Origin of the sequence: Tabrizicola caldifontis, assembly GCF_004762095.1 — a bacterium.
Classification (GTDB): domain Bacteria; phylum Pseudomonadota; class Alphaproteobacteria; order Rhodobacterales; family Rhodobacteraceae; genus Tabrizicola; species Tabrizicola caldifontis.
Genome location: NZ_SIJH01000005.1, coordinates 166,492 through 192,958 on the forward strand (window position 1 = coordinate 166,492; position 26,467 = coordinate 192,958).

A 26,467-nucleotide genomic window follows, 5' to 3' on the forward strand; every position below is an offset into this window, starting at 1 on the left:
CAGCCCCGCCTGACACGGATTAGGTGCCCATGCCTGCAGACAGACCCATGCGGCCCGGCGAAGTTGCTCTGCCCTTCGATCCGGGCAGCGCGACCGACGCCGGGCTTTGCTTTATCGGCCATCTGCGCACTCCGTGGACGCGCGGACGCTGCCCGAAGAACCTGCGCGAGGCGCGTGCGCTGGGCGGAGATTGTCAGGCCCGGATCAATGCGCCCTTCCGCCCCGGCCTTCAGGGCCTTTCACCGGGCCAGGCGGTAATTCTTCTTTACTGGACGGGCGCGGCGCGGCGCGATCTGATCGTGCAGCACCCGGCGCACCGCGACCGGCCGACCGGCACCTTCGCGCTACGGTCGCCCGCCCGTCCGAACCCGATTGCCCTGGCTGTAGTGCGGCTGCTCGACCTTGATGCCGAAAACGGCACGCTGATCTTCGATGCGCTGGATGCCTATGACGGCACGCCACTGCTCGACCTGAAACCCTGGCTTCGCTCGGTCGATGTTCCACCGGAAACCGGCGCCGATTGAAGCGGCTGGAAGGCTCGGCTACACCCGCGGACAAGCACGGTGCAGGAAGGGGGGGGCCGGGATGCCGGGTGATGCAGCGCAACCCAAACATGGGCACTACGATGTCGTCATCGTCGGCGGGGCGATCATGGGTTCGTCTGCCGCCTGGTGGCTGACACGCCTGGGCTTTGGGGGGCGCATTCTTGTTGTCGAACGTGATCCGACCTATCAGAAGGCCGCCACTGCGCTGAGCTTCTCCTGCATCCGCCAGCAGTTCTCGACCGAGCTGAACATCCGCATCTCGCAGTTCGGGGCGGAATTCGTGCAGTCGCTGCGCCAGCAGATGGGCGGCGATGAGCGCGTGCCTGAGTTGAAGATCCAGAACTTTGGCTATCTCTACCTGGCGGACACCCCCGAATTCGCTGCCACGTTGCGCGCCAATCAGGCGGTGCAGGCCGCAGCCGGGGCAGGCACGCGGCTGCTGACCCCCGACCAGATCGCGGCCGAATTCCCCTTCTGCCGGGTGGACGACCTAATCCTTGGCAGCCTGAACACGCGGGACGAGGGCTATTTCGACGGCTACACCGTCTTCGACTGGTTCCGCCGCAAGGCGCGCGAAGCCGGGGTGGAATATCTGGCCGACGAGGTCACGGGTCTTGACGTGGGGCAGGGCCGGGTCACGGGGGTCCGTCTTGCCTCTGGCGGCCGCATCGGCTGCGGCCTGATCGTGAACGCCGCTGGCACGCGCGGGGGGCGCGTGGCGGCGATGGCCGGCATCCGCCTGCCCATCGAACCGCGCAAGCGCTACAACTGGGTGATCCAGGCGGAAACCCCGCTGGACCGACCGCTGCCCCTGACCATCGACCCTACCGGCGCCTTCGTGCGCGAGGTCGGCGGCGGCACCTACATGGCCGGCGGCCACGCCGACCACGACCCAGAGGCCGACCCGGACGATTTCACGATGGACCCCGACCTCTGGCTGGAAAAGATCTGGCCCGCCATCGCCACGCGCATCCCTGCATTCGAGGCGGTGAAAGTGATCAGCGAATGGGCCGGACAGTACGATTTCAACACGCTTGACCAGAATGCGGTGACCGGTCCGCACCCTGAAATCACGAACTTCCTGTTCCTGAACGGCTTTTCAGGCCATGGGCTGCAACAGGCCCCGGCCATGGGGCGCGGCACGGCGGAATGGATCATTCATGGCGCCTACCGCAGCCTGGACCTGTCACCCTTCCACTACGACCGGGTCGCCGAGGGCCGCGGCGTCGTCGAAGCAGCGGTGATCTGAGGGGTGGGTTCTGTGCAATTGGCCCGGACCGACGAAGCGGCATCCTTTGGCTCTGTCTGCTTGTCGGCGCGGCCAAGGCGAGGGGCAGAACTTCCGGCTTGGCGTGGCGCCCCTCGGTGAGGGCGGGTTCAGGGCAGGGAATTCCGCGGGCATTGTTCTTCCGCAATCCGGGAGCCTTGCGGATCTTCCGGTTGGACAGAAGCCCCGCGCGTTGGCCCACCTGGCGCGACAGCCGAACGTTGAGGAAGAAGCGCGCCAGCAGTTCCATATTCGGTTGCTGCACTGCATTCTCGTTGTTGGCCGCCTTGAAGACCTGAAGGCCCGACCCGTCCTTCTTCAGGCAAAGGTCCACGATCTGGCCCAGATGGCGGGCGCCGGTTCGACGGATGATCCCTGGGCCACAGGCGCGGCGGTTTCAGCCCCCACATCTTGCGCCTGTCCCCCCATGGGTGATCTAATGCCTGACGCCTTAGCAGGATAACCTAGATGCCGAACGACCTCCTCTCCCAGGCCGCCGCGACCTATGACGCCTCCTCGATCGAGGTGCTGGAAGGGCTGGAACCGGTCCGCAAGCGACCCGGCATGTATATCGGCGGCACCGACGAACGGGCGCTTCATCATATGGTCGCCGAAATTCTCGACAACGCGATGGACGAGGCCGTGGCCGGCCATGCGACCCGCATCGAGGTCGAACTGCATGACGACGGCTCGGTCACCGTGCGCGACAACGGCCGCGGTATCCCCGTGGACCCCCACCCCAAATTCCCCGACAAGTCCGCACTCGAGGTCATCCTCTGCACGCTGCACGCCGGGGGCAAGTTCTCGAACAAGGCCTATTCCACCAGCGGAGGCCTGAACGGCGTCGGCTCCTCGGTGGTCAACGCGCTCTCGGACCGCATGGTCGTTCAGGTCGCCCGCAACAAGGAACTTTACGAACAAAGCTTCTCGCGCGGAATCCCCCAAGGTCCGGTGCGGAAGCTTGGCCCCACCCCGAACCGCCGCGGCACCTGGGTCACCTTCCACCCAGACCCGGAAATCTTCGGCCACCAGACGCTGAAACCCGCCCGCCTCTACAAGATGACGCGGTCCAAGGCCTATCTCTTTTCGGGCGTGGAAATCCGCTGGAAATCGGCCATACCTGACGGCGACACGCCGATGGAGGCCACTTTCCACTTTCCCGGCGGCCTGGCCGACTTCCTGAACGACTCGCTCCGCAAGGTCACCACCTACTCCGAACGCCCCTTTGCCGGCCGCGTCAGCTTCGAGGAGAAATACGGCGTCCCCGGTTCGGTCGAATGGGCGATCAACTGGACGCCGGCGCAGGACGGCTGGCTGCACAGCTACTGCAACACCGTCCCCACGCCGGAAGGCGGCACGCACGAGACCGGCTTCTGGGCCGCAATCCTGAAGGGCATCCGCGCCTATGGCGAGCGGGTGAAGAACCGCAAGGCCGACCAGATCACCCGCGAGGACCTGCTGACCGGTGGCTGCGCGCTTCTGTCCATCTTCATCCGCGAACCCAGCTTCGTCGGCCAGACCAAGGACCGGCTGTCCACCGAGGAAGCCGCGAAATGGGTCGAAAACGCCGTCCGCGACCATTTCGACACCTGGCTTGCCGCCGACCCGAAATCGGCCGGCGCGATCCTCGACTTCCTCGTCCTGCGCGCCGAGGAACGCCTGCGGCGGCGCGAGGAAAAGGAAACCGCCCGCAAGACCGCGACCAAGAAGCTGCGGCTCCCCGGCAAACTCACCGACTGCTCTGCCAAGTCGCGCGAGGGGACCGAGCTGTTCATCGTCGAAGGCGACAGCGCGGGCGGTTCCGCCAAGGGCGCGCGCGACCGCAATTTCCAGGCGCTCCTGCCCCTGCGCGGCAAGGTGCTGAACGTCCTCGGCGCCGCCTCCGCCAAGCTGACCGAGAACGCCGAGATCCGCGACATCTGCGAGGCGCTGGGGACCGGCATGGGGTCGAAGTTCCGCCTCGACGACCTGCGCTATGAGAAGATCATCATCATGACCGACGCCGACGTGGACGGCGCGCATATCGCCTCGCTGCTGATGACCTTCTTCTTCACCCAGATGCGCCCCCTGATCGACAAGGGCCATCTCTACCTCGCCTGCCCGCCGCTCTACCGGCTGACGCAGGGGGCGCGGCGGGTCTATGTCGCCGACGATGCCGAGAAGGAGGCCTGGCTTGCGAAGGGACTGGGCGGCAAGGGCAAGATCGACGTGCAGCGCTTCAAGGGTCTGGGCGAGATGGACGCGAAGGATCTGAAGGAGACCACGATGAACCCCGCGACCCGCAAGCTGATCCGGGTGTCGATCGACGAGGACGAGCCGGGAGATACGAATGATCTGGTGGAGCGGCTGATGGGCAAGAAGCCCGAGCTGCGGTTCCAGTACATCCAGGAGAACGCGAGGTTCGTGGAGGAGCTGGATGTGTGATCCGACTTGCGCGGATTATGTGACAGCTCTTCTTTCTTCGCCCTTGCGGACCCGCCCCCGCACATCGATGTCGTCGCGCGGTGGTCGCATCATCCGGGCCATTTCAGCCGGCACATGCGCATGTGACTGGCAGGGGCCGCATTTTTCGGCTTGAAAAGGCCACGCCATGTAACCGGGATCCTGTCATGCTTCGCAGCCTTGTCGTCTTTCTGCTTCTGACCACCGCCGCCGCTGCCGATACCGCCGATGGCGAGGCGCTGAAGGCGATGACCTGGGACGAAATCGTCGAACAGGCGCGCGGTGGCACGGTCAACTGGTTCATGTGGGGGGGCGCCGACAACATCAATGCCTATGTCAGCGATTACGTCGCAGCTGTGCTGAAGCGCGACCATGACATCACGCTGAACCGCGTGCCGATCACCGATGCGGCCGAGGTCGTGAACCTTGTCCTGACCGAAAAGGAGGCTGGGATCACGGATTCCGGCAGCGTCGATCTGATCTGGATCAACGGCGAGAACTTCCGGTCGATGAAACAGGCGGACCTGGCCTTCTGCGGTTACACCGATCTTCTGCCGAACAACGCGTTGGTGAACTGGGACAACCCGGCCATAGCCAACGATTTCGGCGTGCCGGTCGATGGTTGCGAAGTGCCGTGGAACACCGTCCAGTTCGCCTTCGCCCACGACAGCGCGACGCTGCCCGACCCGCCGCAGGACATGGCCGCGCTGATCGACTGGATCAAGGCCAACCCTGGCCGATTCACCTATCCCGCGCCGCCGGACTTCACCGGCTCTGTCTTCGTGCGGCATGTGTTCTATCATGCCGCGGGCGGGCCCGACGCGCTGCTGGGGCCCTTCGACCAGGCGACTTTCGATGTGGTGGCGGCAAGAACCTGGGCCATCCTGAACGAGATCGAACCCTTCCTCTGGCGCGGGGGCGCGACCTATCCGACCACAATCACCCAGCTGAACGAACTGTTCGCCAACGGCGAGGTGGCCTTTACCTTCAATTACGATCCCGCACAGTTCGGCATTGCGGTGCAGGCAGGCATCTACCCCGATACGGTGCGATCGTTCGGTCTGACCGATGGCACCATAGGCAATACCAACTACACGCTGATCCCGTTCAATTCGCCCAACAAGGCGGCCGCGATGGTCGTGCAGAATGTGCTGCTGTCGGGCGAGGCTCAGCTCGAGAAAGCCAGGACCGAGGTCTGGGGCGCCGCCCCCGCCATCGAGATCACCCGCACCACGCCCGAGGTTCAGGCTGGCTTTGCCGCGATCAAGGGCCACCCGTCGGTAGTCCCTTCCGAGGAGCTGGCCCGTGCTGCCTTGCCCGAACTTCAGGCCGATTGGCTGGTAGCCATCGAGGAAGGCTGGAAGGCAAACGTCGGGAACTGACTGCTTTTCATGCCGTATTCGCCCCGTCGCAAGGCCTGCGCGAGGTGCATGGATGGCGGGCCCCGCTTGTCCGTCTGTCCCGCTTCGCGCAAGCTGGAGTGACTTAACTCAAGCCACCGCAGCGAAAGCCCCCGTGTGACCGACCGTAGCCGACTTGCCCTGATGCTGGCGCCCGCGCTTCTGGTGCTCGGCGGGCTTTTCCTGACCGGGCTGGGCCTTTCGCTGCTGCGTTCATTCCGCTACATACCCGCCCTTGGCCTGACGGATCCCGATCTTGGCGCCTATGCTGCCGTCCTGACCGCACCCGGTTTTCTGACCTCGCTGGGCCTTTCGCTGTGGATCGCAACCGCTTCCACGCTGATTGCGTCCACCCTTGCGCTTGGTGCTGCGCTTCTGCTGCGTCAGACCTTCACTGGTCGGGCGATCATCTCGTTCCTCTTCCAGATCAACCTTACCATCCCGCATGTCGTCGGCGCCGTCGGCATCCTTTATCTTGTGTCCCAATCCGGCAGCTTTGCCCGCCTTGCCCACGCCGGCGGCCTGATCGGCGCACCGTCAGAATTTCCGCCGCTCACCCATGATCCTTTCGCCATCGGCATCATCCTGACCTACGTCTGGAAAGAGGTTCCCTTCATCGGCCTCATCCTGCTGGCCAGTCTGCAGTCGATCAGGCCCGAGCATGAAGCCGCCGCTCGCAGCCTTGGCGCAAACCGCTGGCAGGTGTTTCGCCATGTCCTGCTGCCGCTGCTCATGCCCGCGCTTGCCGCTGCCTCGGCTCTTGTCTTTGCCTTTGCCTTCGGGGCCTATGAGATACCTCTGATTCTGGGGGCCCACGCGCCCGAGGCGCTGCCGGTCGCCGCATGGCGCAGCTTCACCGCAATCGATCTGGCCACCAGGCCCCAGGCCCATGCCATGGCCATTGTCATCGCCCTGATCGGTGCCGTCCTGCTGGCGCTTTACGCGCGTGTGGCGTTGCGGAAAGGGGGGCGCGATGCGGTCTAATCACTGGCAGATCATCGGCGCAGCCCTGCTGGCGCTGGCCCTGATCCTGCCGATGGTGCCGCTGGCGATCTGGTCCCTTGCGCATGGCTGGCGTTTCCCCGACCTGCTGCCGCGCGCCTGGTCGCTGAAGGCATGGGACTACGCCCTTTCCGCCCCCTCGGGCGTTCTGCAAAGCCTTTGGATCACCATCTGGATCGCACTGGCGACCACCGCCCTTGCCGCCCTTGTCGGGGTGCCTGCGGGCCGGGCGCTGGGGCTGCACGATTTCCGCGGCAAGCGGCTGGTCCTGCTGCTGATGATCGCCCCGGCCTTGATACCGGCCATCGCCATCGCGCCGGGGCTGCATGGCGTGTTCCTGCGCCTTGGCCTGACCGGCGGCACGGGTGGGGTGATCCTTGCCCACCTCATCCCCACGCTGCCCTACATGGTGCTGATCATGGCCGCCGTCTTTGCCCGATTCGACACCGTACACGAGGATCAGGCCCGCTCTCTGGGTGCGGCGCCTTGGCAGGTCTGGCGTCATGTCACCCTGCCGGCCATCGCGCCTGGTCTGTTGACCGCCTGCCTTTTCGCCTTCCTCGTTTCATGGTCGCAGTATCTGCTGACCCTCGCGGTCGGCAGTGGGCGGGTTCAGACGTTGCCGCTCCTGCTCTACAGCTTTGCCGCTGCCGGCCGCAACGACGTGACCGGGGCCATCGCGCTGATCTACATCCTGCCCGGCGTCCTGGTCGTCGCACTGACCGCGCGGCAGGTGACGGGCCGGCATCCTGCACTGATGGCCGGCCCGTGACCCTTGAGCTTCATTTGCTGACGAAGACCTATCCCGGCGCGGTGCGCCCGACGGTCCGGGATCTGTCGCTGACCGTTCCACGGGGCGGGGTGACGGCGCTTCTTGGCCCTTCGGGCGCGGGAAAGACCACCGTGATGCGCATGGTCGCGGGCCTTCTGGCCCCTGACACGGGTGACATCCGGCTGGACGACCGGTCGCTGCTGCCCCTGCCACCCGAACGGCGCGGGGTGGTCATGGTGTTCCAGAATGCGCCGCTCTTCCCGCATCTCACTCTGGCAGAAAACGTCGGCTTCGGCCTCAGGATGCGCGGCCTGCCCTCGGCCGAGATCCACGACCGCGTCGGCGCGATGTTGGAGCGCGTGCAGCTTTCCGGCCTCGGATCGCGCCGTCCGCACCAGCTGTCGGGGGGCCAGCAGCAGCGCGGTGCGCTCGCCCGCGCCCTTGTGCTGAAGCCGAGGCTGCTTCTTCTTGATGAACCGCTTTCGAACCTTGACGCCGCGCTGCGCGAAGAGATGCGCGGCCTGATCCGCGCGCTGCAGCGCGAGACCGGGATTACCACCCTGGTCGTCACCCATGACCAGAGCGAGGCCATTGTTCTGGCCGACCGCGTGGCACTGCTGCTGGACGGGCGCCTTGCGCAGGAAGCCGAGCCGGACGAGATCTTCGCGCGCCCGGCCTCGGTTGCCGTGGCGCGCTTTATCGGCGGGGTGAACTTTCTGCCGGGTCGTTGTGTGCAAGGTGCCTTCGAATGTGCGCTCGGTCGCCTGCCGCTACCGTCGGACGCCTCCGAAGGGCCAGGCACACTGACGATCCGCCCCGAGGCGCTGCGCCTTGGCCCTGGCCCGGATGCACGTGTCGGACAGGTGCTGGAACGAACGTTTCTGGGCAGCCAGACCCGGCTGACGATCGTGCTTGCCGGGCAGAGGCTGGAGGCGCTGGTCGCGCCCGACACGGCACGCCACTTTGCGCCGGGGGATCCGATCCAAGTGTCACTTCCTGTCGATGCGCTGTGGGTAATACCCGACGCAGCCGGCTGACGCCAGGTATCAGTTGCCTTGCGGGGCAAGCAGAACCGCCCGGCCACGGCCGGCACGCTTTGCCGCATAAAGCGCGCGGTCGGCTTCGGCCAGAATGCGGGCTGGCTCGCAGGGCGTCAGATCGACCGAGCGGGCGATGCCCACGCTGGCCGAGATCCGCACCTCGCTGCCCTGGGCGTCGATCGGGTCCGACACGCGTGCAATGATCCGTTCCGCAATCGTGCGCAGAACCCGTTCCTCGGTCCGGTTCACGATGATCACAACGAATTCGTCACCGCCGATCCGCACCGCGCAATCATCAGCCCGGATCTGGTCAGCAAGGATGCGGGAAACAGTTGCCAGAACGTGATCACCGGCGGCGTGACCAAGGCTATCGTTCACCTTCTTGAAATAGTCGAGGTCGATGTGCAGCAGGCCGAAACCAGCCTTGGCGGCGCACAGTCGTTCCAGAAGCAGATCGGCCGCGCGCCGGTTCCGCAGCCCGGTCAGCGGATCGGTCAGCGCCTCTTCCTCGGCCGCCATGCGTGCCCCTTCCAGCCGCAGGTTAAGGGCCCGAAGTTCGCGTGTGACGGCGGCATTCGCCTCGGCAAGGTAAAGCAGTTCCATGGCCAGGTCGGTTGCGGCAAAGTCGGCGTCCGAAAGCGAGAACTTGCGCACCGCGGCAATCAGATCGATCCCGAACGACAGGTTCAGCAGGATCAGCCTGCCCTCGTCAAGCCGCATGCCGACCCCGCGCAGGCCGATCTTCGACCGGTTTCGCGGCATCAGGCGAAAGCGCTGTCCGGCGCGGTCCAGCACCTCGGCCACCGTCATCGCACCACCCGGAGAGCGAACTTCGAATAGATCTTCGAACCTTGCGCCCGGGGGCGGGATGCCATCCAGCACGCGGGCCAGCGTCGGCCCCACGCTGAGAATCGTTCCCTGGCCATCCAGCAACAGATACATCGGCATGAAGCGCGACAGGCCATCGACAGGCAAAGGGCAGACGGGTCCGGGCATGGCCTTTTCCCTCCTAGTGGTCCGGTCGGGCAAGATCGAAGCGGCGGGCCGCGGAATGCGCACAGTCCAGGATTTTCACCTGGATGGTCCCGAGCGGCCCGGGTTCGATCAGGCAGAGCACACCGTAATCGTCCGCCATCGCGGTCAGGATCCCGACAAGGACGCTGGTCATGCCGCCCGGTTCGGATCGGCAGCGGATCTCGAAGCGGTCGGGGCCAAGTTCGCGCAATTCGACCTCGGGCATCTCGAGATCGGGCAAGGCTAGACGGGCGCGGCCTGGCATTTCCTCCAGAGAATGCAGGAAATCCACAAAGCCCATGCCGCCAAACCGAAGCAGGCGGCGAACCCCATCATTATCCGGGTTGGTGACCAGATAGGTTCCCATGTCTTCCCATATCGTTTCGACGGGGCGCCCCAGGACTTCGGCGGCATGTCGCGCGACACGGTCTGCCGTGCCGGAAGCATAGCGCAGCATCGGTTCGAAAGTCTCGCCCGGAAGGGCGGCCCGGCGGCAGACTGCCTGCCAGACGGATGTGCCGAACGTATCAATGATGTAACCCTGCAGCGACCGCAGCATCAGCGCATCCATGACCGAACCCTCCGCGTTTTCCTGCGCAGGGTAGGCGGCAATGGTTAAGAATGCCCCTCAGGTCATGGCATGATCAGCAGCCCGGCTTCGCCGGTGCCAAGCTGGTTGATCGGGGCTGCGGTCAGCGGAGGCGGGGCCATGCGCCAGGCCTCCAGCAGGTCGGCAATTTCTTCGCTGGGGATGTAGCCGCCATCGCTGCGCAGGACCGAACGGCTGACCAGCAGCCCATCATCGCCCAGGTAAAGGCCCTGAAGTTCAAGATAGTCGCTGCCGCGTTCCAGGATCAGTATCGCCTCTTCGCCGGGCCGGTTCGGCAGCAGGTCGGCCACGGCCATCAGGCAGCCCGGTCGGCCGCTTGACTGGCCGCGTTCACACTGGGCCTTCCAGTCGCGCAGCTGGTAGTCCTGCGCCGCGGCCAGAAGGATGTCGCGCGTGCCGGTTGCCGTCTCGGGCTGGACAGGCATCAGCCCTGACAGGACCGTGGCCAGCGACGCACGGTTCGCTTCGCCTGTCTCGGCCCTGCCGGCGAGGCGGTCGGCCAGCGCCTCCTGCCCCGGAGCCTGCGCGCGCTCGGCAAGAGCGGCCAGAACCTCGGCACCCGGGCGTCCCCAGGAGCGAAGGGCCTCTATGTCGAGATCCTTGGCCGCAGTGCGGCCACTGTCATAGCGGGCCAGCTGATTGCGTGCCGAAATGGCCTCGGCATTTAGAAGCGGCGTCAGCCACAATGCCGCAAGCCCGATCACCACCAGCGCCATGCGGATGTTGGTCTGACGGATGCGTTCCATCCAGCCGGGCCCGCGCAGCACCGCCACGGCATAGGCCAGCCCATAGGCCAGCCCCAGCCCGGCGACAAGCGCGACGAACAGCCGGTCCGGCGTCAGGCCATACTGTTCGACGCGCAGCCAGACCGCCCAGGCCGCCAGCGCCGAGAGGAACGGCAGCAGCGTCGCAGTCGCCTGCGTGGCACGGAGCAGCAGCTGGCTTTGCGTGGCCTCGGCATCGGTCTGGTCGATGGCGACAGAGACCAGCGAAATCCCTGCCCCGACCAGGGCCAGAAGCAGCAGCGCCGGCGACAGTCCGCCGACAAGGCCGGACAGACCCCGAAACGGCAGCGCAAGCAGAAAGACCAGAATGACCGCCAGCACCACTGGCAGCAGCAGACGGAACAGCCGCAGGACCAGATAGGGCGACAGCAGCTCTGCCATCTGGTAGACGACCGCCATGCCAAGGCCCAGGACGGCGCCGGTGATCACCATGGGCACCACCGAATGGCGCAGAAGGTCGGCAATCGCGCGGATTCCGACAATCTGCAGAACCTGATCCGACAGATAGATCACCAGCCAGACCAGACCGGTAAACGTAAGGGCCGCGGCAAAGCGCACGACGACGGACCAGGCTTCAAGGAAAAGGCACGGGTAATCGCGCCAGCCGTTGCGCGCAGCGCCGATCATGAAGGGAACGGGCAGGGTGGCCACTGTCACCACTGCAAGGATCGAGATCGGCGATCCCGGAAGCCCGGTGTCGAACCGAAGACCGCCAAGCCAGACCAGGGCCGCGGTAACCAGCGCATGGCCAAGCGCACGTGGCAAGGCGCGCCACAGGCCGATCGGCCCGGCCATCGCAAGGGTCGCGGCCAGAAAGGTTGCCAGCAGGGCCAGCAGGATCAGTGCCGGGCGGTCGCCAAGTGCGCCACGCTCGGCCGCGTCCACGACGGCCCAGACCGCGGCCCCTCCGGCGGCGCCGAAAGCTGCCTGCCACCAGCGCTCCATCAGTTGCGCGGTCATTTCTGCCCTCCCGGCTTTCCGGCGTTGTTCGTGCCGCCGTTCGCCCGCCATAGTCAGGATTTCATGAGCCTTGCCAAGTCCCCAGGGATGATATCGGGCGTTCCGGCATGACCACGACAATATTGCCAGGCTTGTGGAACCCCTCGGCCAGGGCATGGGCCCGCACCAGGTCGGTGAAGGGCAGGACCGGTCCGACGATCGGTCGGTAACCGCCAGCCTGGTGCAGCGACAGCAGGCGGCGCATGGCAGGCAGGTCTTCGCGGCTGGTCCCGGTGATCACTTGCCGCCCGTCGCGCCGCGGGCGCAGCGCGGCCCCCAGCATCCCGGACAGGTCGGCAGTAACCAGCACCAGCCGGCCTTCGGGGGCCAGAAGGGGCCCGGCGCCGGCCCATCCAAGGGCGCCCATTACGTCGAGGATCACGTCGAAGGGGCCCTCGGGTGGCGGGCCGCGGTAGTCGGTGACACTATCGGCGCCCAGCTCGCGGGCCAGTGCGTGGTTGCCGGGCGAGGCGGTGGCAGCAACGCTGGCACCCAGGTGCCGGCCGATCTGGACGGCAGCGCCGCCCACCGCGCCGGTCGCGCCGCAGACCAGAAGGCGCTCGCCGGGTGCCAGCCGGGCGCGGTCGATCAGGAATTCGGCCGCAGTCAGCCCGCCGAAGAAGAAGGCTGCGCCCTCTTCGGCGCCGAGGCTTTCGGGCAGGGGCAGCAGGCAGCCGCCTGACGGGATCTTCAGGAACTCGCGATGCGCACCGCCCTTGAAACCGGTCAGTCCGAAGACCTGCTGGCCGACCGCCCAATCCCCTGCCTCGCGGCCAAGCGCCGCCACCTCGCCCGAGAATGCCCAGCCGGGCGCGACGCGCGGCCGGCGCAGGCCGATCACCATGCGCAGCAGAAGACCAAGCCCGCGCGGAACCTTGCCCGATCGCAGCCGCGCGTCCCCTGCCGTGACCGGCGCGGCGCGGACCCGCACCAGCACTTCGCCGGGCCCGGGAACAGGGACGGGCGCTTCGATGAATGCGATGGTTTCGGGCGGTCCGTAGGCCGTGTAGCAGGCAACTTGCATGTCGTGTCCGAATCTTGGGGCCGGAAGCGGGTCTTGCGGCATGCCCAGCAGCTGTGCCTGCGCGCATAGGTACGGACAAAGCCTTCAGTCGTCGCGATAGCTGAAGACCTGATCCAGCGGCACGTCGAAAACGCGGGCGATGCGGAAGGCAAGTTCTAGCGTCGGGGAATACTTGCCGTTCTCGATCGCAAGGATGGTCTGCCGGGTCACGCCCACGCGGTCGGCAAGATCCTTCTGCGTCATCTCGCCGGCATCAAAGCGCAGGCGGCGTATGCGGTTCTCGACGTGTCCGGCTGGGCGGGCCATGTCAGACCCCACGACGGTAGAGCACCAGCTTGGCCGCGTCCCGGAATGTTTCGGAGAAGATGCACAGCGCAAGGACCATGTTCATGGCCTTGAAGGCGCTGTCACCGATGGCAAGGCCGATGATGATGCCGAGCAGGCCGAAGGACAGAAGATACCACGCCCACGTCAGCGCACGACGGTCGATGTCACGGTCGCGCTCGTCGCGGCGGTGGTCGGCTTTCTCGCCGGTTAGAAGGCCGTGCAGGATGGTGGACAGGATGGTCACCGCGATGGCAATGCCGATCGACCAGCCGATCAGGATCAGGACCGATCGCGCCCACAGCATCAGCCCGTCCGGCCCGTCGAAGACACCCGCCGCCTGCTGACGGGCGAGCTGCGACAGGAACAGGCCGATCACGATCAGGCTGGTGATCAACCCGGAAAGCGCTTCGCGTTCACCGTAGGACATGTTCAGTCTCCTGCACTTGCGCCTGGGTATGGCAGGGCAGACTTCGGGTCAAAGATTCTTTACCTGATGTAAGGGAAACATGACCTTCCTTTTCCGATTGCCCCCCTGTGCGGCGAATGCCGGGCTGATGGGGCCCGCCCCAGGTGCGACCGTCACTTCGCCAGTTCGGCCAGCATCTGGCCAAGCGCCTTGCGGCGGGCCTTCAGGTCGTTGCCCGGGCCTTGTGCACGGCCGCCGATTTCCTGCATCTTCAGCTGAAGCGCCTCGATCCTCTCGGGCTGCGTCAAGACAATTTCCATCATCCGGCCCACAAGCTCTTGGGTCTTGTTCTGCACGATTTGCTCGATGCAGGGTTCCTCGCTGGTTCAGCCGGCCAGCAGGGTTGCGGGGGGCAGGCCAAGGATGGCCGATGTCAGACGCATATGTCCGTCGTGACTGTGATTGGGGTCGGGCCGTCCGACCCGGGCGGGTTTATCCAAGTCCTTGACCGGGAAGGACCATGCCCGCCTTCCGATACCCTCGGCCCCGGGCTGACGCAGCTGTGCCTTGACCTTTCGGCCCCCGTCCCGCAGGTTGCGCGCCGCAATGAAGGCCCGAAAAGGGGCAAGGGCAGATGGCAAACCGGACGGCACCCTTCTCGGGCTTCGAATTCATGATCGCCTGGCGTTATCTGCGGGCGCGCCGTGCCGAGGGCGGGGTCAGCGTGATGACCTGGATCAGCCTGATCGGCATCACCCTGGCGGTCTTTGCCCTGATCCTGACGCTGGCGGTGCGCGCGGGCTTTCGGGCCGAGTTTGTCGATACGATCCTCGGGGCCAATGCCCATGTGACAGTCTATTCGGCGGGCGAGATCGGCGAGAACGGCCGGTTCGTGCGCGGCTTCACCGAACCCGAGGCCATGGCCGCCGCGATCCGGCAGGTGCCGGGCGTCACCCGCGCCGCGCCGCTGATCCGTGGCAAGCTGATGGTTTCCGACGGCGAAGATACCACCGGGGCCGAGGTTTATGGCATCTCGCCCGAGGATTTCGCCGCCATTCCCCGGATCGGGGCAGGGTCGCAGGCATTGGGCGATCTGGCGCGCTTTCCCGAAGGCATTGCGCTGGGCTCCGGTATCGCGCGGGAACTGGGGGTGACGGTCGGTGACCGGGTGCGGCTGATTTCTCCCACGGGGGTGAGGACGGCGATGGGCACCACGCCGCGGGTCAACGCCTATGAGGTGGTCTACATCTTCACCGCCGGACGCTACGACATCGACACGACGCGCATCTACATGCCCTTCATCGAGGCGCAGAGCTTCTTCAACAAGGAAGGCATGGCCGACGAGATCGAGGTGATGGTGCAAAACCCCGATGCGATCGAAAGCTACAGTCTGCCGATCCTGAACGCGGCCGGGCCTTCGGCACTGTTGTGGACCTGGAAGGACAGTTCGGGCGCCTTCCTGCGCGCGCTGGACATCGAGGACAACGTGATGTTCGTCATCCTGTCCGTACTGGTGCTGATCGCCACGATGAACATCGTCAGCGGGCTGATCATGCTGGTCAAGAACAAGGGCCGCGACATCGGCATCCTGCGCACCGTGGGGCTGACGGAAGGCTCGGTCCTGCGGGTATTCTTCATCTGCGGGGCCTTTACCGGGGTGATCGGCACGCTGGCAGGCGTGATCCTGGGCTGCGTGACGGCGCTGAACATCGACCAGATCATGTCCTTCCTGAACTGGCTGAACGGGGCGGAAGTCTGGGATCCCTCGATCCGCGGCATCTATTCTCTGCCGGCCAGGCTGCAGCTGAACGATGTGCTTTCCGCCGTGGCGCTGTCGCTGGGCCTGTCCTTTGTCGTCACGCTGTTGCCCGCCCGTCGTGCGGCGCGCATGAACCCGGTCGAGGCGCTGCGGTATGAGTGAGGTGATGCTGGACCTGCGCGGAATCGAAAAGGGCTACAACCGCGGCAAGCCGTCCGAGGTTATCGTGCTGCGCGGCGCCGACCTGACGGTGGCGAAAGGCGAGGTCGTGGCGCTGGTGGCGCCTTCGGGTGCGGGAAAATCGACGCTTCTGCACATCGCAGGGCTTCTGGATGTGCCGGATACGGGCACGGTCCGTCTGGACGGGCGCGAGATGGGGGGGCTTTCGGACCGGGCCCGCACCGAGGCGCGGCGGGCCGAAGTGGGCTTCATCTACCAGTTCCACCACCTTCTGCCAGAGTTCAGTGCGCTGGAAAACGTGATGATCCCGCAGCTTGCGAACGGCGTGCCCAAGGCAGCGGCAGCAGCGCGGGCCCGCGATCTTCTGGGCAGGGTCGGCGTCGGCGCAAGGGCCGATCACCGGCCGGCGGCCCTGTCGGGGGGCGAGCAGCAGCGCGTGGCCTTCTGCCGGGCGCTGGCCAATGCGCCGAAGCTGTTGCTTGCCGACGAACCCACAGGCAATCTGGACCCGGCAACTTCGGATCAGGTCTTCGCGGTGCTGATGGATCTGGTGCGGGCAACGGGCCTTTCGGCCCTGATCGCGACGCACAACCTCGAACTTGCCGCGAGGATGGACCGGGTCGTTCGGTTGGCGGGCGGCAGGATTGAATGACGGGAGGAATGGTCATGCGGTCGCATTGGATGGTGGTGCCGATGATGTTGGCGCTGGCGGCTTGCGTCGAACGCAAGATCCCGTCCGGGGCCGAGGACTACGCGACCTTCTGTGCCGCCTGTCATGGGCCGGGCGGCAGGGGTGACGGTCCTGCGGCCGAGGGGCTGGCGAAGCGTCCGGCAGATCTGACGCGCCTTGCCGCCGCAAATGGCGGAGCATTCCCCGGCACCCGGGTCATGGCAAAGATCTGGGGCTATACCGGGGTTGCACCGGGCAAGGCCAGCGGCTCGCCCATGCCGGAGTTCGGTCCGCTTCTGCAGGGCGATCTGGTTCCCTATGATGGCGGTGACGGCATACAGACGCCCACACCCGTGCGTCTGGTCCAGATCGCGGAATATGTGAAGATGCTTCAGGAATAGGCGGCCGAAGACACGTCCGTTCCGACGGCGGCAGGGCCGGCCAGGCTGGTGCATGAGGTGCTGGTCGGCGGTAGGCTTTCCGCCAGGCCTTTTCTGCTTGCCGATTCATGCCTGGGGGAAGCCCGGGTGCCCAGGCCAATGCCAAGTCGGCGGCCGCGAAATGCAGGCCTGCGGCCAAGCCCACGAAACCATGCCGGATGGCTGTCTGAAAGCGCAGCCTCTCCAGCAGGTATAAGGGTACGCTGCCACATAGGTCAGCCTGCCTCCAGCCAGCAACCACAGCGAGACCGACGGCAGCGCCGCCGACACCGGGCCGATCGCGATCACGCCGACCCAGCCCAGCATCAGATAGATCAGAATCGACAGCCGGTCGTATCTCCGGTCAGTGCCACCTTCACGGTGATAGCCAGTGACGCGCCGACCCGGACCACAATGCCCAGACCCCAGGCCCACGCACCGCTATCCAGATTCGGGATAAAAGCAGTATAAGTGCCCGCGATCATCACGTAGATCATCGAATGGTCGAAGCGGCGCAGCAGCCACTTCAGGGCACCGGGCGGCGTCGTGTTGTAGGCCAGAGAAACGCCCCACATCAGGAAGAACCGCGCCGCATGGACCGCCAGCGCCGCAAAGGTGCCGATCCCGGCATTCTGCATCGCATGGCCCAGAAGCAGCGGAGAGGCGATCAGCCCGGCCAGCAGCGCAAACGCATGCACGATTCCGTCGGCCAGAACCTCGTTCAGCGATGACGGACGCTTCCACAGGCGGGAATGGGTCATGGTCCTGGGCGCGCGGGAAAGCTTGCACCAGCCATGATATCCCTGTGCCCGGGGTCAGGCGCGTTCGCCGATTGTGACGCCACGTCGCCCAGGGCCCTGCTGCCCGCCTTGCCCCCCGCGCCCCAAGCCGCTAGGAAACCGGCAACCGACATCCTGCGAGGCCCAAATGCGTCTGTCCCGCTACTTCCTGCCCGTCCTGAAGGAAAACCCCGCCGAGGCGCAGATCGTCAGCCACCGCTACATGCTGCGCGCGGGCATGATCAAGCAGCAGGCGGCCGGCATCTATTCCTGGCTGCCGCTGGGCTATCGCGCCCTGCGCAGGATCGAGGAGATCGTTCATCAGGAACAGATCCGCGCCGGGCACATCCCGCTGCTGATGCCCACGCTGCAACCGGCCGACCTGTGGCGCGAGTCCGGGCGCTATGACGACTATGGGCAGGAAATGCTGCGCATCCGCGACCGGCAGGACCGCGAGATGCTTTACGGCCCCACGAACGAGGAGATGATCACCGACATCTTCCGGTCCCACGTCACCAGCTACAAGGATCTGCCGCTGACGCTTTACCATATCCAGTGGAAGTTCCGCGACGAGATGCGGCCGCGCTTCGGTGTCATGCGCGGGCGCGAGTTCCTGATGAAGGACGGCTACAACTTCGACGTGGACAAGGAAGCGGCCCTGCACGCCTACAACCGCCACATGGTCAGCTACCTGCGCACCTACGAACGCATGGGGCTGACCGCGATCCCGATGCGTGCGGCATCGGGGCCGATCGGCGGGGACAACACGCATGAATTCCTGGTGCTTGCCCAGACCGGCGAAAGCGAGGTGTTCTACGACGACCGCGTGACCGCGCTTAAGCTTGGCAATCGCGACATCGACTATGACGACCGCGAACAGGTCGCGAAGGTCTGCGCAGAGTTCACGACCCTTTACGCCCGCACCGATGAAACGCACGACGAGGCGGCCTTTGCCCAGGTTCCCGAAGCGCACCGCAAGGTCGGACGGGGCATCGAGGTCGGGCAGATCTTCTACTTCTCGACCAAGTATTCCGAACCGATGGGGGCCTATGTCACCAACGCCGCCGGCGAACGGGTTCCGGTGCACATGGGGTCGCACGGGATCGGCGTCAGCCGCCTTCTGGGCGCGATCATCGAGGCCAGCCATGACGACAGGGGTATCATCTGGCCCGAGGGCGTGACCCCCTTCCCGGTGGGGATCGTCAATCTGAAACAGGGCGACACGGTCGCCGATGCCGCCTGCGCGGGACTGGAAAAGGCGCTGCTCGCGCGGGGGCTCGAGCCGCTTTATGACGACCGCGACGAACGTGCCGGGGCGAAATTCGCCACAATGGATCTGATTGGCCTTCCCTGGCGGATCACCGTGGGGCCGCGTGGGCTGGAGAAGGGGGTTGTCGAACTGACGTCCCGCCGCACCGGCGAAAGCGAGGAGATGAGCCCCGAGGCTGCAGTTGACCGCATCGCGCAGATCTTTGCCGACCACGCCTGACAGGCAAATGGGCCGCCCCGCCGCTGCATCCGGCCTGCGGCGGCCTTCTCCAGTTTCGATCACTGGCCCTCTGACGGCGGACCGAATCGTTCCAGCATCCGCGCCTTGATCTGGTCGCGCGCCTGGCGGTAGGCGGCAAGCTTTGCCTCGCGCGTCTCTCCCAGACCGGTGGGGTCAAGGATCGGCCAGTATTCGATTTCAAGATGGTGATACCGCGTCAGTTCCAGCGCCATGCGCTGGCTGGCCGGGCTGAGGGCAACGATCAGGTCGAACTGCGACAGGTCATCGCCCCATTCCTGCATTTCCTCGAAACTGCGGGATCTGTGGCGGCTGAGTTCGATTCCCAGCTCTTGGCATACCGCGATGGAAAAGCCGTCGATCTCCATGTCATTCTTGACGCCGGCCGACTGAACATAAGCGCGCTGGCCGTACAGCTTCTTCATCAGTCCTTCCGCCATGGGCGAACGGACGGCGTTGTGGTCACAGCAGAACAGCACCGATTGCGGGAAGTCGCCCAAGATCAGCCCCAGTGCAGCACACATATCAAGGTGAACAGCCGTCGCGCTGTGTCGGTATCGACCTCGGCCTTGCCCTGAAGGCGCTCCTGCAGAATCGCGGCGCCCTCGTTGTGGATGCCGCGCCGCGCCATGTCGATCGCCTCGATCTGGCTGGGTGGCAGGCGCTTTACCGCGTCGAAGTAGGACTCGCAGATCTGGAAATAGTCCTTCACCACCTGCCGGAAGGGGCCGAGCGACAGGTGGAACTCGGCTGCCTTCAGCCCCTCTTCGGTCGCGATGTCAAAGACAAGACGCCCGTCGCGGATGGCAAGGTGCAGCCGGAAGGGCCCTTCCGGCGTTTCGCGGTCGGGACGTGGCGGAAGCGCGAAGCTGTTTTCCTCCAGCAGGTCGAAGATCGCCACGCGGCGTTCCTGTTCGATTTCCGGCGTGGGCCGGGCAAGGCCCCGTTCGTCGATCTCGATCTGGCAAAGGCGGTTCATCGGCAGCATCCCCGTGGTTCTGCCCGTGATGCCCGACCTGTGGCCCGGGGGTCAAGCGACGACCGTGGGCAGGGAGGGCGCCGGCTTGACCGGTTCGCAGCGATGAACGATCACCGGTCATATGCGACCCCGAATGCGGGGGACCATTGTCCAGCACCGAAGGGATCGGCCGATGCGCAGGATTGTCGCCGCGCTACTTCTTGTCATCCGGGCCGAACAGGCCCCGGCCCAGGTCGATGTCACCAGCCACCAGACCATCTTTCCTGGCCCCTACGATGCGGAAGTCGTCCAGGTTATCGACGGCGATACGCTTGAGGTCATCGTTGCTCTCTGGCCCGGGCTTCGCGCGGAATACCGCGTCCGTGTGCGGGGCATCGATGCGCCGGAACTTTACCGGCCGGCCTGCCGCGAGGAGGCCGAACTTGCCGAGGTCGCCCGCCAGCAGGCCGAGCGCCTCTACCCGCCGGGGACCGCGGTGCAGCTGCGCGATGTCAGCTATGACGCCTTCGCCGGGCGCGTGGTAGCCGACATTCGCCGCTGGAGAACCGACCGCTGGCTGCCACTGGGGAAAGAGCTGATGGATCGCGGGCTTGCCGTCGAATGGGATCCCCGTCAATCGGCCTTCGTCTGGTGCCCGACCGGCACCGAACCCGTCAGCGAATGACTATCCGTTCAACCTGTCCAGCCGTGCCCGCACACTTAGGCCGTGCGCCTGAAGGCCCTCGCTGATCGCCAGCCGTTCTGCGGCAGGGCCGATGGCTTTCAGCGCCTCGGGCGTCATTCTGGCCAGCGTCGTGCGCTTCATGAAATCCAGCACCGAGAGACCGCTGGAAAACCGCGCCGATCGCGCCGTGGGCAACACATGGTTCGGGCCACCGACATAATCGCCGATGGCCTCGGGCGTGTAGGCCCCCAGAAAGATCGCGCCGGCATGCGTGATCTTGTGGGCAAGGGCGTCGGGATCGGCGACGCACAATTCCAGGTGCTCGGGCGCGACGCGGTTCGACAGCGCGGCTGCTTCATCCAGGTCTCGCGCCACGATCACCGCGCCGTGGCTGGCCCAGCTTGCCCCGGCGGTCGCCCGCCGATCCAGTGTTTCCAGCCGCTTCGCTACCGCCTGCGCGACGGCCTGGCCGAAACCGGCATCGATGGTTATCAGGATCGACTGAGCGCTTTCATCGTGTTCGGCCTGGCTCAGCAGGTCCAGCGCGATCCAGTCAGGGTCGTTGTCCCCGTCGGCGATCACCAGGATCTCGGACGGCCCGGCGATCATGTCGATGCCCACGCGGCCGAAGACCCGGCGCTTGGCCGCGGCCACATAGGCATTGCCCGGTCCGGTGATCTTGTCGACCGGGGCAATGGTTTCCGTGCCGTATGCCAGGGCCGCAATCGCCTGCGCCCCGCCGATCCGATAGATGGCGTCAACTCCGGCAATATCGGCTGCCAGAAGCACCAGCGGGTTCACCACGCCCGCCGGGGTCGGGCAGGCTACGACCAGCCGCTCAACCCCTGCAAGCTTGGCAGGGATTGCATTCATCAGGACGCTGGAGGGGTAAGAGGCCAGCCCGCCCGGAACATAGAGCCCCGCTGCGGAAACTGGCGTCCAGCGCCAGCCAAGCGTCGCGCCTGCGGCATCCGTCCAGCTTGCATCCGCAGGCCTCTGCCTGTCGTGGTAGGCGCGGATGCGATCCGCCGCCAGTTCCAGCGCCGCCCGGTCCTCGGGGCTGACCTTTGCCACTTCCGCCATGATTTCGTCCCGCGAAAAGGCCAGCGTGTCCGGCGTCAGGTTCAGCCGGTCGAACCGCGCGGTCAGTTCGATCACCGCAGCATCGCCGCGGGCGCGTACATCAGCGATGATCGTGGCCACTGACTGATCCACATCCTCGGCCTCTTCCCGCTTCTGGCCCAGCAGGGCGGCAAAGGCGGCCTCGAAGCCCGGATCGGCGGTGTTCAGGAAGACGGGCATGGGCAGCACCTTTCGCAATTCGCGCCCCAGATAGCGCGTGGGGCCCGTCCCCTCAAGTCGAAGCGCGAAAAGCGGTCCAGCCCGCAGGTAACACCGACGAGAAGACGCAGCTGCACGAGGAGGCCCCCCGGCCTAGTTCCGTCTGCGGCGGATCAGGGGCACATTCGACCGGGCGGCACGAAACTGCGTTTCGGGGTGCGGCGGGTGACCGTGGGTCTTTTCCCAGTAGGTCGCCCCACCGCGCCGCAGCCAGACCGGCAGGGTCAACACCAGCCCTGCCACGAATCCTCCTGCATGGGCCCAATAGGCCACGCCGCCCATGTCGCCGGGCGTGTTCAGGCCACCGAAGATCTGGATCGCAAACCAGACGCCCAGCACGATCCAGGCCGGAATGGCAATTATGCGGAAGAAGATCACGATGATGAACAGGACATCGACCTTCGCCCTTGGATACAGCAGAAGGTATCCCCCCATCACCCCCGCGATCGCCCCCGAAGCCCCCACCATCGGAATGCGTGAACCAGGATCGGCCAAGGTCTGCAACCCCGCCGCCGCCAGCCCTGCGGCCAGGTAGAAGGCAAGGAAGCCGGGATGGCCCATGTCTTCCTCAAGGTTGTCGCCGTAGATCCATAGAAACAGCATGTTGCCCAGAAGGTGCATCCAGCTGCCATGCAGGAACATCGACGTCAGGAAGGTCTCATACCCCTGTCCCGCCATGACGCGCGCGGGCACAAGACCCCACTGCACGAAGAACCTGTCCAGCCCGTAATCTGTGCTGTTTGGGAAATAACCTAGGAAAATCAATATGTTGACGGCGATCAGCGCGATCGTCACATAGGGCGTTCTGCCCGAAGGGTTGTGGTCGCGGATCGGGAACATGGGTGCAAGACTCACCCATAGGTCCGGTTGCGTCAAGCCTTGCGGGGGCACCCGCAGGCCCAGCGCGGCTTTCGCAGGCATGCCACCGGTGAAGGCCGCACCGTTGGAGGTTCCGGGCCGGAACGCAACCGCGCCCTGCCCGCCGGGCCGCCTTGCATCGTCCCGCCTTCAGCCTGCCTGGCGCATCGCTTCCGTGCGGCCACTCAGCCTTCTCCTGCGGCAGCCAGCAGTTGTGCATTGCCGCCTGATGCCGTGGTGTCGATGCACAGATGCCGCTCGATCGCGACATGGCCTCGATCCGGCATTGCGATCAGCGGCAGGATAGGGCCGGGCCGGGCGGCCAGGGCCTGTGCATAGGCCCGGCCCCGCGCGGCCTCTCCCCACCAAAGCGCACCGGCAAAACCGTGCAGTCCAGCCAGCGCCTCGGGGGCCAGGCCTGGCGCATCGACCGCATGGCCGCCAAGCTTGCGGACCATTTCTGCCTGGGCCAGGGCCGCTGCGCGGCCAGGCCCCAGACAGATCAGCGGGGCGCGGGGCGTCAGGCTGAGGCGGTTCGATTCGCCCGTGGGTCCGGGCAGGTCGATGACCTCTGGCGCCACCACGGGCAAAGGGGCGGCAAGCGCGCGGGTGACCTCGGCGGCTGTCGTGGAGGAGCCGTCGTCAGTGGCCAAGGGGGCGGGCGCCACGGTGAAGCGCGTCAGGTAATGCGGACCGCCCGCCTTTGGCCCGGTGCCGGAAAGTCCTTCGCCACCGAAGGGTTGGCTGCCCACGACAGCGCCGATCTGGTTGCGGTTCACATAGGCGTTGCCGGCGTGCAGCCTGTCCACGATCCGCTGCACGCGGTCATCGATCCGGGAATGCAGGCCGAAGGTCAGCCCGTAACCCGTGGCGTTGATCCGGTCGATCACTGCATCGATCTCGGTTGCCTTGAAGGTGGCGACATGCAGCACCGGTCCGAAGATTTCGCGCGGCATGTCCTGGATTCCGTTTACCGAAAGCACGGTGGGGGCGACAAAGGTGCCGTGCAGGGGCGGAACAAGTTCCTTCAGCACCCGGCCTTCGGCGCGGGCCGCATCGACGTAGGCGCGGATCGACCCCTGAGCTTCGCTGTCGATCACTGGCCCGATGTCGGTGTCAAGCCGCCAGGGATCGCCCAGCGCCAGATCGTCCATCGCGCCGAACAGCATTTCGGAAACGGTTTCGGCCACGTCCTCCTGGACATAAAGGCAGCGCAGGGCCGAGCAGCGCTGGCCGGCCGACTGGAAGCTGGAGGCCAGAATGTCACGCACGGCCTGTTCCGGCAATGCCGTCGAATCCACCAGCATCGCATTAAGCCCCCCGGTTTCCGCAATCAGCGGCGCGGTGGGGTCCAAATGTTCGGCCATGGCGCGGCGGATGGCCTGCGCCGTTTCGGTCGAGCCGGTAAAGGCCACGCCGTTCACCCGTGCATCGCGCGTCAGGGCCGCTCCCACGGCACCATCACCGGGCAGAAGTTGCAGCGCGGTCGCGGGGACGCCGGCCGCCAGCAGATGATCTACGGCCAGGGCGGCGATCAGCGGGGTCTGTTCGGCGGGCTTGGCCAGCACCGCATTGCCTGCGGCCAGCGCCGCTGCGATCTGACCGCAGAAGATGGCCAGCGGAAAGTTCCAGGGGCTGATGCAGGCGAAGACACCCCGCGCAGGGTGGACCAGCGTTGCTGCACCTTCTGCGTAGTAACGCAGGAAATCCACGGCCTCACGCAGTTCGGCGACGGCATCGGGAAGGGTCTTTCCAGCCTCGCGCGCCAGAAGGGCAAAGATGCGTCCGAAATCGGCCTCAAGCCTGTCGGCTGCGCGTTTCAGCACCGTGGCGCGTTCCGGCGCAGCGGCGGACCAGGGTTCTGCAAGGCGCAGGGCTGTATCCACATCGGGCTGCCCGGCAACGGTGACATGGCCGACAACCTCACCCGTCGCAGGGTTCAGCACCGGCAATTGCTGCCCGCCTGCGACGCGGCCCGCCAGTCGCGGAGCAGCTTCGAACTGAACCGCGACAAAGGGCGTGCGAGCGGCCTCGATGGCAGCAAGATCGGCCGCATCAGTCAGATCCCAGCCGCGCGAGTTGAGACGGGGCGCGAAAAGCTGGGGCCCCGTCTTCAGCGCCGGATTCGGAATCGCCAGCATTTCAGCCGCTGTCAGCGGGCAGGCGGCTACCTGTTCCGGGGGCACGTCCTCATCGACGATCTGGTTGACGAAGCTGGAATTCGCCCCGTTCTCCAGCAGACGGCGAACAAGATAGGCCAGCAGGTCACGGTGCGCGCCAACCGGGGCATAGATCCGGCAGCGCGTGCCCTGATCGGTCAGCACGATGTCGTGCAGCCGTTCCCCCATGCCGTGCAGACGCTGGAATTCATAGTCAAGCGGTGTCACCCCCATCTCACGCGCCATGTGCAGGATGGCGGCGACGGTATGGGCGTTGTGCGTGGCGAACTGCGGATAGATCCGGTCGGTCAGGCCCAGAAGCTTGCGCGCATTGGCGATGTAGCTGACATCGGTCGCCTGCTTGCGCGTGAAGACGGGGAAGGAAGCCAGCCCCAGCACCTGCGCCCGCTTCACCTCGGCATCCCAGTAGGCGCCTTTCACAAGGCGAATCATGATCTTTCGGTCCAGCCTGGTGGCCAGCCCGTTCAGCCAGTCGATCACCGCGCCCGCGCGGCGGCCATAGGCCTGCACCACAACCCCGAACCCGTCCCAGCCCTTCAGCGCAGGGTCGGACAGTGTGGCCTCGATCACCTTCAGCGACAGGGCCAGCCGGTCGGCTTCTTCCGCGTCGATGTTGAAGCCCAGGCCCGCCGCCTTTGCCAGTGTCGCCAGCGCACGGACGCGGGGGACAAGCTCCTCCATCACCCGCTCGCGCTTGGCGACCTCATAGCGCGGATGCAGCGCGGACAGCTTGACCGAGATGCCCGGGTTGGTGCGGATGTCGTTGCCTTTGGCGGCGCGGGCGATCGCGGTGATCGCGCGGGAATAGGCCAGATGATAGCGGCGGGCATCGGCCTCGGTCCGCGCGGCTTCGCCCAGCATGTCGTAGCTATAAGTATAGCCTTTCGCTTCAAGCTCTTCCGCCCGATCCATCGCCTTGTCGATGGTCTCGCCCAGAACGAAGTTGCGCCCCATCTCCTTCATGGCCCGGCCGACGGCAGTACGGATCACCGGCTCGCCCAGCCGGCGCACTGCGCCGCGAAGGACGCCGGCGATCCCGCCCTCGCGGTCGTCCAGCACCTTGCCGGTCAGCATGAGCGCCCAGGTCGAGGCGTTCACCAGGCTGGAGGCGGATTTCCCGAGGTGCCGGCCCCAGTCCGAGGGGGCGATCTTGTCCTCGATCAGCGCATCCATCGTCTCGGCGTCCGGCACGCGCAACAGCGCCTCGGCCAGACACATCAGCGCGATGCCCTCGTCGGTCGAAAGGCCGTACTCGGCAAGGAAGACTTCCATCAACCCTGGGCGCGCACTTGCGCGGATGCGCCGGACAAGTTCGGCCCCTTCAGCCGCGATGGCGGCACGGGCCGGGGCATCCAGCGCCGCTTCCGCCAGAAGGCGGCGGACCAGCGCGGCTTCGTCAGCCAGGGTTTCGCTTTCGATGATCGACCAGGCGGAATCGGCAGTCATGGGGCACCTCGCGTTTCGACCAGAATATATCGAAACAGGCAGGCTGAATTCC

25 protein-coding genes are annotated in these 26,467 nt (G+C 65.9%); 12 read left to right on the forward strand and 13 right to left on the reverse strand.

Annotation, left to right across the window (positions count from 1 at the left end; genetic code table 11):
- Positions 1 to 29: 29 nt before the first annotated feature.
- The 7 genes from EYB42_RS05955 (at position 30) to EYB42_RS05985 (ending at position 8,465) form a co-directional block, all read left to right on the forward strand.
- On the forward strand, positions 30 to 524 hold the full coding sequence (locus EYB42_RS05955; protein ID WP_135448948.1) for a TrmO family methyltransferase domain-containing protein: 495 nt from the start codon (positions 30 to 32) through the stop codon (positions 522 to 524).
- Between the two features lie 61 nt (positions 525 to 585).
- Positions 586 to 1,794, forward strand: coding sequence for an NAD(P)/FAD-dependent oxidoreductase (locus tag EYB42_RS05960; RefSeq protein WP_135448949.1), 1,209 nt, complete (start codon positions 586 to 588; stop codon positions 1,792 to 1,794).
- 486 nt (positions 1,795 to 2,280) lie between these two features.
- Positions 2,281 to 4,236 (forward strand): DNA topoisomerase IV subunit B, encoded by a 1,956-nt coding sequence (gene parE / locus EYB42_RS05965; RefSeq protein WP_135448950.1) that lies wholly within the window; start codon positions 2,281 to 2,283, stop codon positions 4,234 to 4,236.
- A 185-nt stretch (positions 4,237 to 4,421) separates the two neighbouring features.
- Entirely contained in the window at positions 4,422 to 5,636 is a 1,215-nt protein-coding gene (locus EYB42_RS05970) for an ABC transporter substrate-binding protein (protein WP_135448951.1), read from the forward strand.
- A gap of 135 nt (positions 5,637 to 5,771) precedes the next feature.
- Positions 5,772 to 6,638, forward strand: a complete 867-nt coding sequence (locus tag EYB42_RS05975; RefSeq protein WP_240783998.1) for an ABC transporter permease subunit — start codon at positions 5,772 to 5,774, stop codon at positions 6,636 to 6,638.
- A complete protein-coding gene (locus EYB42_RS05980) occupies positions 6,628 to 7,428 on the forward strand; it encodes an ABC transporter permease (protein WP_135448952.1) in 801 nt (266 codons plus the stop codon). The genes EYB42_RS05975 and EYB42_RS05980 overlap by 11 nt, the downstream gene beginning before the upstream one ends.
- Positions 7,425 to 8,465, forward strand: a complete 1,041-nt coding sequence (locus EYB42_RS05985) for an ABC transporter ATP-binding protein (protein ID WP_135448953.1) — start codon at positions 7,425 to 7,427, stop codon at positions 8,463 to 8,465. The genes EYB42_RS05980 and EYB42_RS05985 overlap by 4 nt, the downstream gene beginning before the upstream one ends.
- Positions 8,466 to 8,474: 9 nt before the next feature.
- Here the strand turns inward: EYB42_RS05985 and EYB42_RS05990 are convergent, their stop codons facing one another.
- The 7 genes from EYB42_RS05990 to EYB42_RS06020 all read right to left on the reverse strand — a co-directional run bounded on the left by EYB42_RS05990 (position 8,475) and on the right by EYB42_RS06020 (position 13,989).
- Positions 8,475 to 9,464: a GGDEF domain-containing protein gene (locus EYB42_RS05990; RefSeq protein ID WP_135448954.1), complete on the reverse strand. Its 990-nt coding sequence runs from the start codon at positions 9,462 to 9,464 to the stop codon at positions 8,475 to 8,477.
- Positions 9,465 to 9,477: 13 nt separating this feature from the next.
- Complete coding sequence (locus EYB42_RS05995; protein WP_135448955.1) at positions 9,478 to 10,053, reverse strand: heme NO-binding domain-containing protein; 576 nt, start codon at positions 10,051 to 10,053, stop codon at positions 9,478 to 9,480.
- A 62-nt stretch (positions 10,054 to 10,115) separates the two neighbouring features.
- Positions 10,116 to 11,837 (reverse strand): DUF4153 domain-containing protein, encoded by a 1,722-nt coding sequence (locus EYB42_RS06000; protein ID WP_167850940.1) that lies wholly within the window; start codon positions 11,835 to 11,837, stop codon positions 10,116 to 10,118.
- A gap of 61 nt (positions 11,838 to 11,898) precedes the next feature.
- Positions 11,899 to 12,900, reverse strand: coding sequence for an NAD(P)-dependent alcohol dehydrogenase (locus EYB42_RS06005; RefSeq protein ID WP_167850941.1), 1,002 nt, complete (start codon positions 12,898 to 12,900; stop codon positions 11,899 to 11,901).
- 84 nt (positions 12,901 to 12,984) lie between these two features.
- Positions 12,985 to 13,206 (reverse strand): helix-turn-helix transcriptional regulator, encoded by a 222-nt coding sequence (locus EYB42_RS06010; protein WP_135448958.1) that lies wholly within the window; start codon positions 13,204 to 13,206, stop codon positions 12,985 to 12,987.
- Between the two features lies 1 nt (position 13,207).
- Positions 13,208 to 13,654, reverse strand: a complete 447-nt coding sequence (locus tag EYB42_RS06015) for a hypothetical protein (protein ID WP_135448959.1) — start codon at positions 13,652 to 13,654, stop codon at positions 13,208 to 13,210.
- Between the two features lie 152 nt (positions 13,655 to 13,806).
- Positions 13,807 to 13,989, reverse strand: coding sequence for a hypothetical protein (locus EYB42_RS06020; protein WP_135448960.1), 183 nt, complete (start codon positions 13,987 to 13,989; stop codon positions 13,807 to 13,809).
- 278 nt (positions 13,990 to 14,267) lie between these two features.
- On the opposite strand from EYB42_RS06020, the gene EYB42_RS06025 reads away from it, so the two are divergent.
- From EYB42_RS06025 to EYB42_RS06035, 3 genes are read left to right on the forward strand one after another with little or no spacing between them, the layout of a single operon-like run.
- The gene (locus tag EYB42_RS06025) at positions 14,268 to 15,554 is read left to right on the forward strand and encodes a lipoprotein-releasing ABC transporter permease subunit (protein ID WP_135448961.1); all 1,287 of its coding nucleotides are present in this window, start codon (positions 14,268 to 14,270) and stop codon (positions 15,552 to 15,554) included.
- A complete protein-coding gene (locus tag EYB42_RS06030) occupies positions 15,547 to 16,224 on the forward strand; it encodes an ABC transporter ATP-binding protein (RefSeq protein WP_135448962.1) in 678 nt (225 codons plus the stop codon). Before EYB42_RS06025 ends, EYB42_RS06030 begins: the two co-directional genes overlap by 8 nt.
- Positions 16,225 to 16,238: 14 nt before the next feature.
- Positions 16,239 to 16,643: a c-type cytochrome gene (locus EYB42_RS06035; RefSeq protein ID WP_135448963.1), complete on the forward strand. Its 405-nt coding sequence runs from the start codon at positions 16,239 to 16,241 to the stop codon at positions 16,641 to 16,643.
- Positions 16,644 to 16,996: 353 nt separating this feature from the next.
- On the opposite strand, the gene EYB42_RS06040 is transcribed toward EYB42_RS06035, so the two are convergent.
- On the reverse strand, positions 16,997 to 17,422 hold the full coding sequence (locus EYB42_RS06040; RefSeq protein ID WP_135448964.1) for a hemolysin III family protein: 426 nt from the start codon (positions 17,420 to 17,422) through the stop codon (positions 16,997 to 16,999).
- Positions 17,423 to 17,588: 166 nt separating this feature from the next.
- Between EYB42_RS06040 and proS the strand changes: the two genes are divergently transcribed.
- On the forward strand, positions 17,589 to 18,929 hold the full coding sequence (gene proS, locus EYB42_RS06045; protein WP_135448965.1) for a proline--tRNA ligase: 1,341 nt from the start codon (positions 17,589 to 17,591) through the stop codon (positions 18,927 to 18,929).
- A 59-nt stretch (positions 18,930 to 18,988) separates the two neighbouring features.
- Here proS and EYB42_RS06050 read toward each other — a convergent pair whose 3' ends face one another.
- A complete protein-coding gene (locus tag EYB42_RS06050) occupies positions 18,989 to 19,471 on the reverse strand; it encodes an arsenate-mycothiol transferase ArsC (RefSeq protein WP_135448966.1) in 483 nt (160 codons plus the stop codon).
- Positions 19,450 to 19,926, reverse strand: coding sequence for a UPF0262 family protein (locus EYB42_RS06055; RefSeq protein WP_135448967.1), 477 nt, complete (start codon positions 19,924 to 19,926; stop codon positions 19,450 to 19,452). The genes EYB42_RS06050 and EYB42_RS06055 overlap by 22 nt, the downstream gene beginning before the upstream one ends.
- A 172-nt stretch (positions 19,927 to 20,098) precedes the next feature.
- On the opposite strand from EYB42_RS06055, the gene EYB42_RS06060 reads away from it, so the two are divergent.
- A complete protein-coding gene (locus EYB42_RS06060) occupies positions 20,099 to 20,590 on the forward strand; it encodes a thermonuclease family protein (RefSeq protein ID WP_135448968.1) in 492 nt (163 codons plus the stop codon).
- Here EYB42_RS06060 and hisD read toward each other — a convergent pair whose 3' ends face one another.
- From hisD to putA, 3 genes are all read right to left on the reverse strand, one after another.
- The gene (gene hisD, locus EYB42_RS06065) at positions 20,591 to 21,892 is read right to left on the reverse strand and encodes a histidinol dehydrogenase (protein ID WP_135448969.1); all 1,302 of its coding nucleotides are present in this window, start codon (positions 21,890 to 21,892) and stop codon (positions 20,591 to 20,593) included.
- A 132-nt stretch (positions 21,893 to 22,024) separates the two neighbouring features.
- Complete coding sequence (locus tag EYB42_RS06070; RefSeq protein WP_135448970.1) at positions 22,025 to 22,771, reverse strand: rhomboid family intramembrane serine protease; 747 nt, start codon at positions 22,769 to 22,771, stop codon at positions 22,025 to 22,027.
- Positions 22,772 to 22,974: 203 nt separating this feature from the next.
- A complete protein-coding gene (gene putA, locus EYB42_RS06075) occupies positions 22,975 to 26,415 on the reverse strand; it encodes a bifunctional proline dehydrogenase/L-glutamate gamma-semialdehyde dehydrogenase PutA (RefSeq protein WP_135448971.1) in 3,441 nt (1,146 codons plus the stop codon).
- Between the last annotated feature and the right edge of the window lie 52 nt (positions 26,416 to 26,467).

Bases quoted from the DNA above. Each gene is read 5' to 3' on its own strand.
- EYB42_RS06070 (WP_135448970.1), bottom strand. From the start codon at position 22,771: ATGTTCCCGATCCGCGACCACAACCCTTCGGGCAGAACGCCCTATGTG.
- parE (WP_135448950.1), top strand. From the start codon at position 2,281: ATGCCGAACGACCTCCTCTCCCAGGCCGCCGCGACCTATGACGCCTCC.
- EYB42_RS06015 (WP_135448959.1), bottom strand. From the start codon at position 13,654: ATGTCCTACGGTGAACGCGAAGCGCTTTCCGGGTTGATCACCAGCCTG.
- EYB42_RS05980 (WP_135448952.1), top strand. From the start codon at position 6,628: ATGCGGTCTAATCACTGGCAGATCATCGGCGCAGCCCTGCTGGCGCTG.
- EYB42_RS06060 (WP_135448968.1), top strand. From the start codon at position 20,099: ATGCGCAGGATTGTCGCCGCGCTACTTCTTGTCATCCGGGCCGAACAG.
- EYB42_RS05970 (WP_135448951.1), top strand. From the start codon at position 4,422: ATGCTTCGCAGCCTTGTCGTCTTTCTGCTTCTGACCACCGCCGCCGCT.
- EYB42_RS06040 (WP_135448964.1), bottom strand. From the start codon at position 17,422: ATGACCCATTCCCGCCTGTGGAAGCGTCCGTCATCGCTGAACGAGGTT.
- EYB42_RS06050 (WP_135448966.1), bottom strand. From the start codon at position 19,471: ATGTGTGCTGCACTGGGGCTGATCTTGGGCGACTTCCCGCAATCGGTG.
- putA (WP_135448971.1), bottom strand. From the start codon at position 26,415: ATGACTGCCGATTCCGCCTGGTCGATCATCGAAAGCGAAACCCTGGCT.
- EYB42_RS06005 (WP_167850941.1), bottom strand. From the start codon at position 12,900: ATGCAAGTTGCCTGCTACACGGCCTACGGACCGCCCGAAACCATCGCA.
- EYB42_RS06055 (WP_135448967.1), bottom strand. From the start codon at position 19,926: ATGAACCGCCTTTGCCAGATCGAGATCGACGAACGGGGCCTTGCCCGG.
- EYB42_RS06010 (WP_135448958.1), bottom strand. From the start codon at position 13,206: ATGGCCCGCCCAGCCGGACACGTCGAGAACCGCATACGCCGCCTGCGC.
- EYB42_RS05955 (WP_135448948.1), top strand. From the start codon at position 30: ATGCCTGCAGACAGACCCATGCGGCCCGGCGAAGTTGCTCTGCCCTTC.
- EYB42_RS05990 (WP_135448954.1), bottom strand. From the start codon at position 9,464: ATGCCCGGACCCGTCTGCCCTTTGCCTGTCGATGGCCTGTCGCGCTTC.
- EYB42_RS05960 (WP_135448949.1), top strand. From the start codon at position 586: ATGCCGGGTGATGCAGCGCAACCCAAACATGGGCACTACGATGTCGTC.
- EYB42_RS06035 (WP_135448963.1), top strand. From the start codon at position 16,239: ATGCGGTCGCATTGGATGGTGGTGCCGATGATGTTGGCGCTGGCGGCT.
- hisD (WP_135448969.1), bottom strand. From the start codon at position 21,892: ATGCCCGTCTTCCTGAACACCGCCGATCCGGGCTTCGAGGCCGCCTTT.
- proS (WP_135448965.1), top strand. From the start codon at position 17,589: ATGCGTCTGTCCCGCTACTTCCTGCCCGTCCTGAAGGAAAACCCCGCC.
- EYB42_RS05995 (WP_135448955.1), bottom strand. From the start codon at position 10,053: ATGGATGCGCTGATGCTGCGGTCGCTGCAGGGTTACATCATTGATACG.
- EYB42_RS06025 (WP_135448961.1), top strand. From the start codon at position 14,268: ATGGCAAACCGGACGGCACCCTTCTCGGGCTTCGAATTCATGATCGCC.
- EYB42_RS06030 (WP_135448962.1), top strand. From the start codon at position 15,547: ATGAGTGAGGTGATGCTGGACCTGCGCGGAATCGAAAAGGGCTACAAC.
- EYB42_RS06000 (WP_167850940.1), bottom strand. From the start codon at position 11,837: ATGACCGCGCAACTGATGGAGCGCTGGTGGCAGGCAGCTTTCGGCGCC.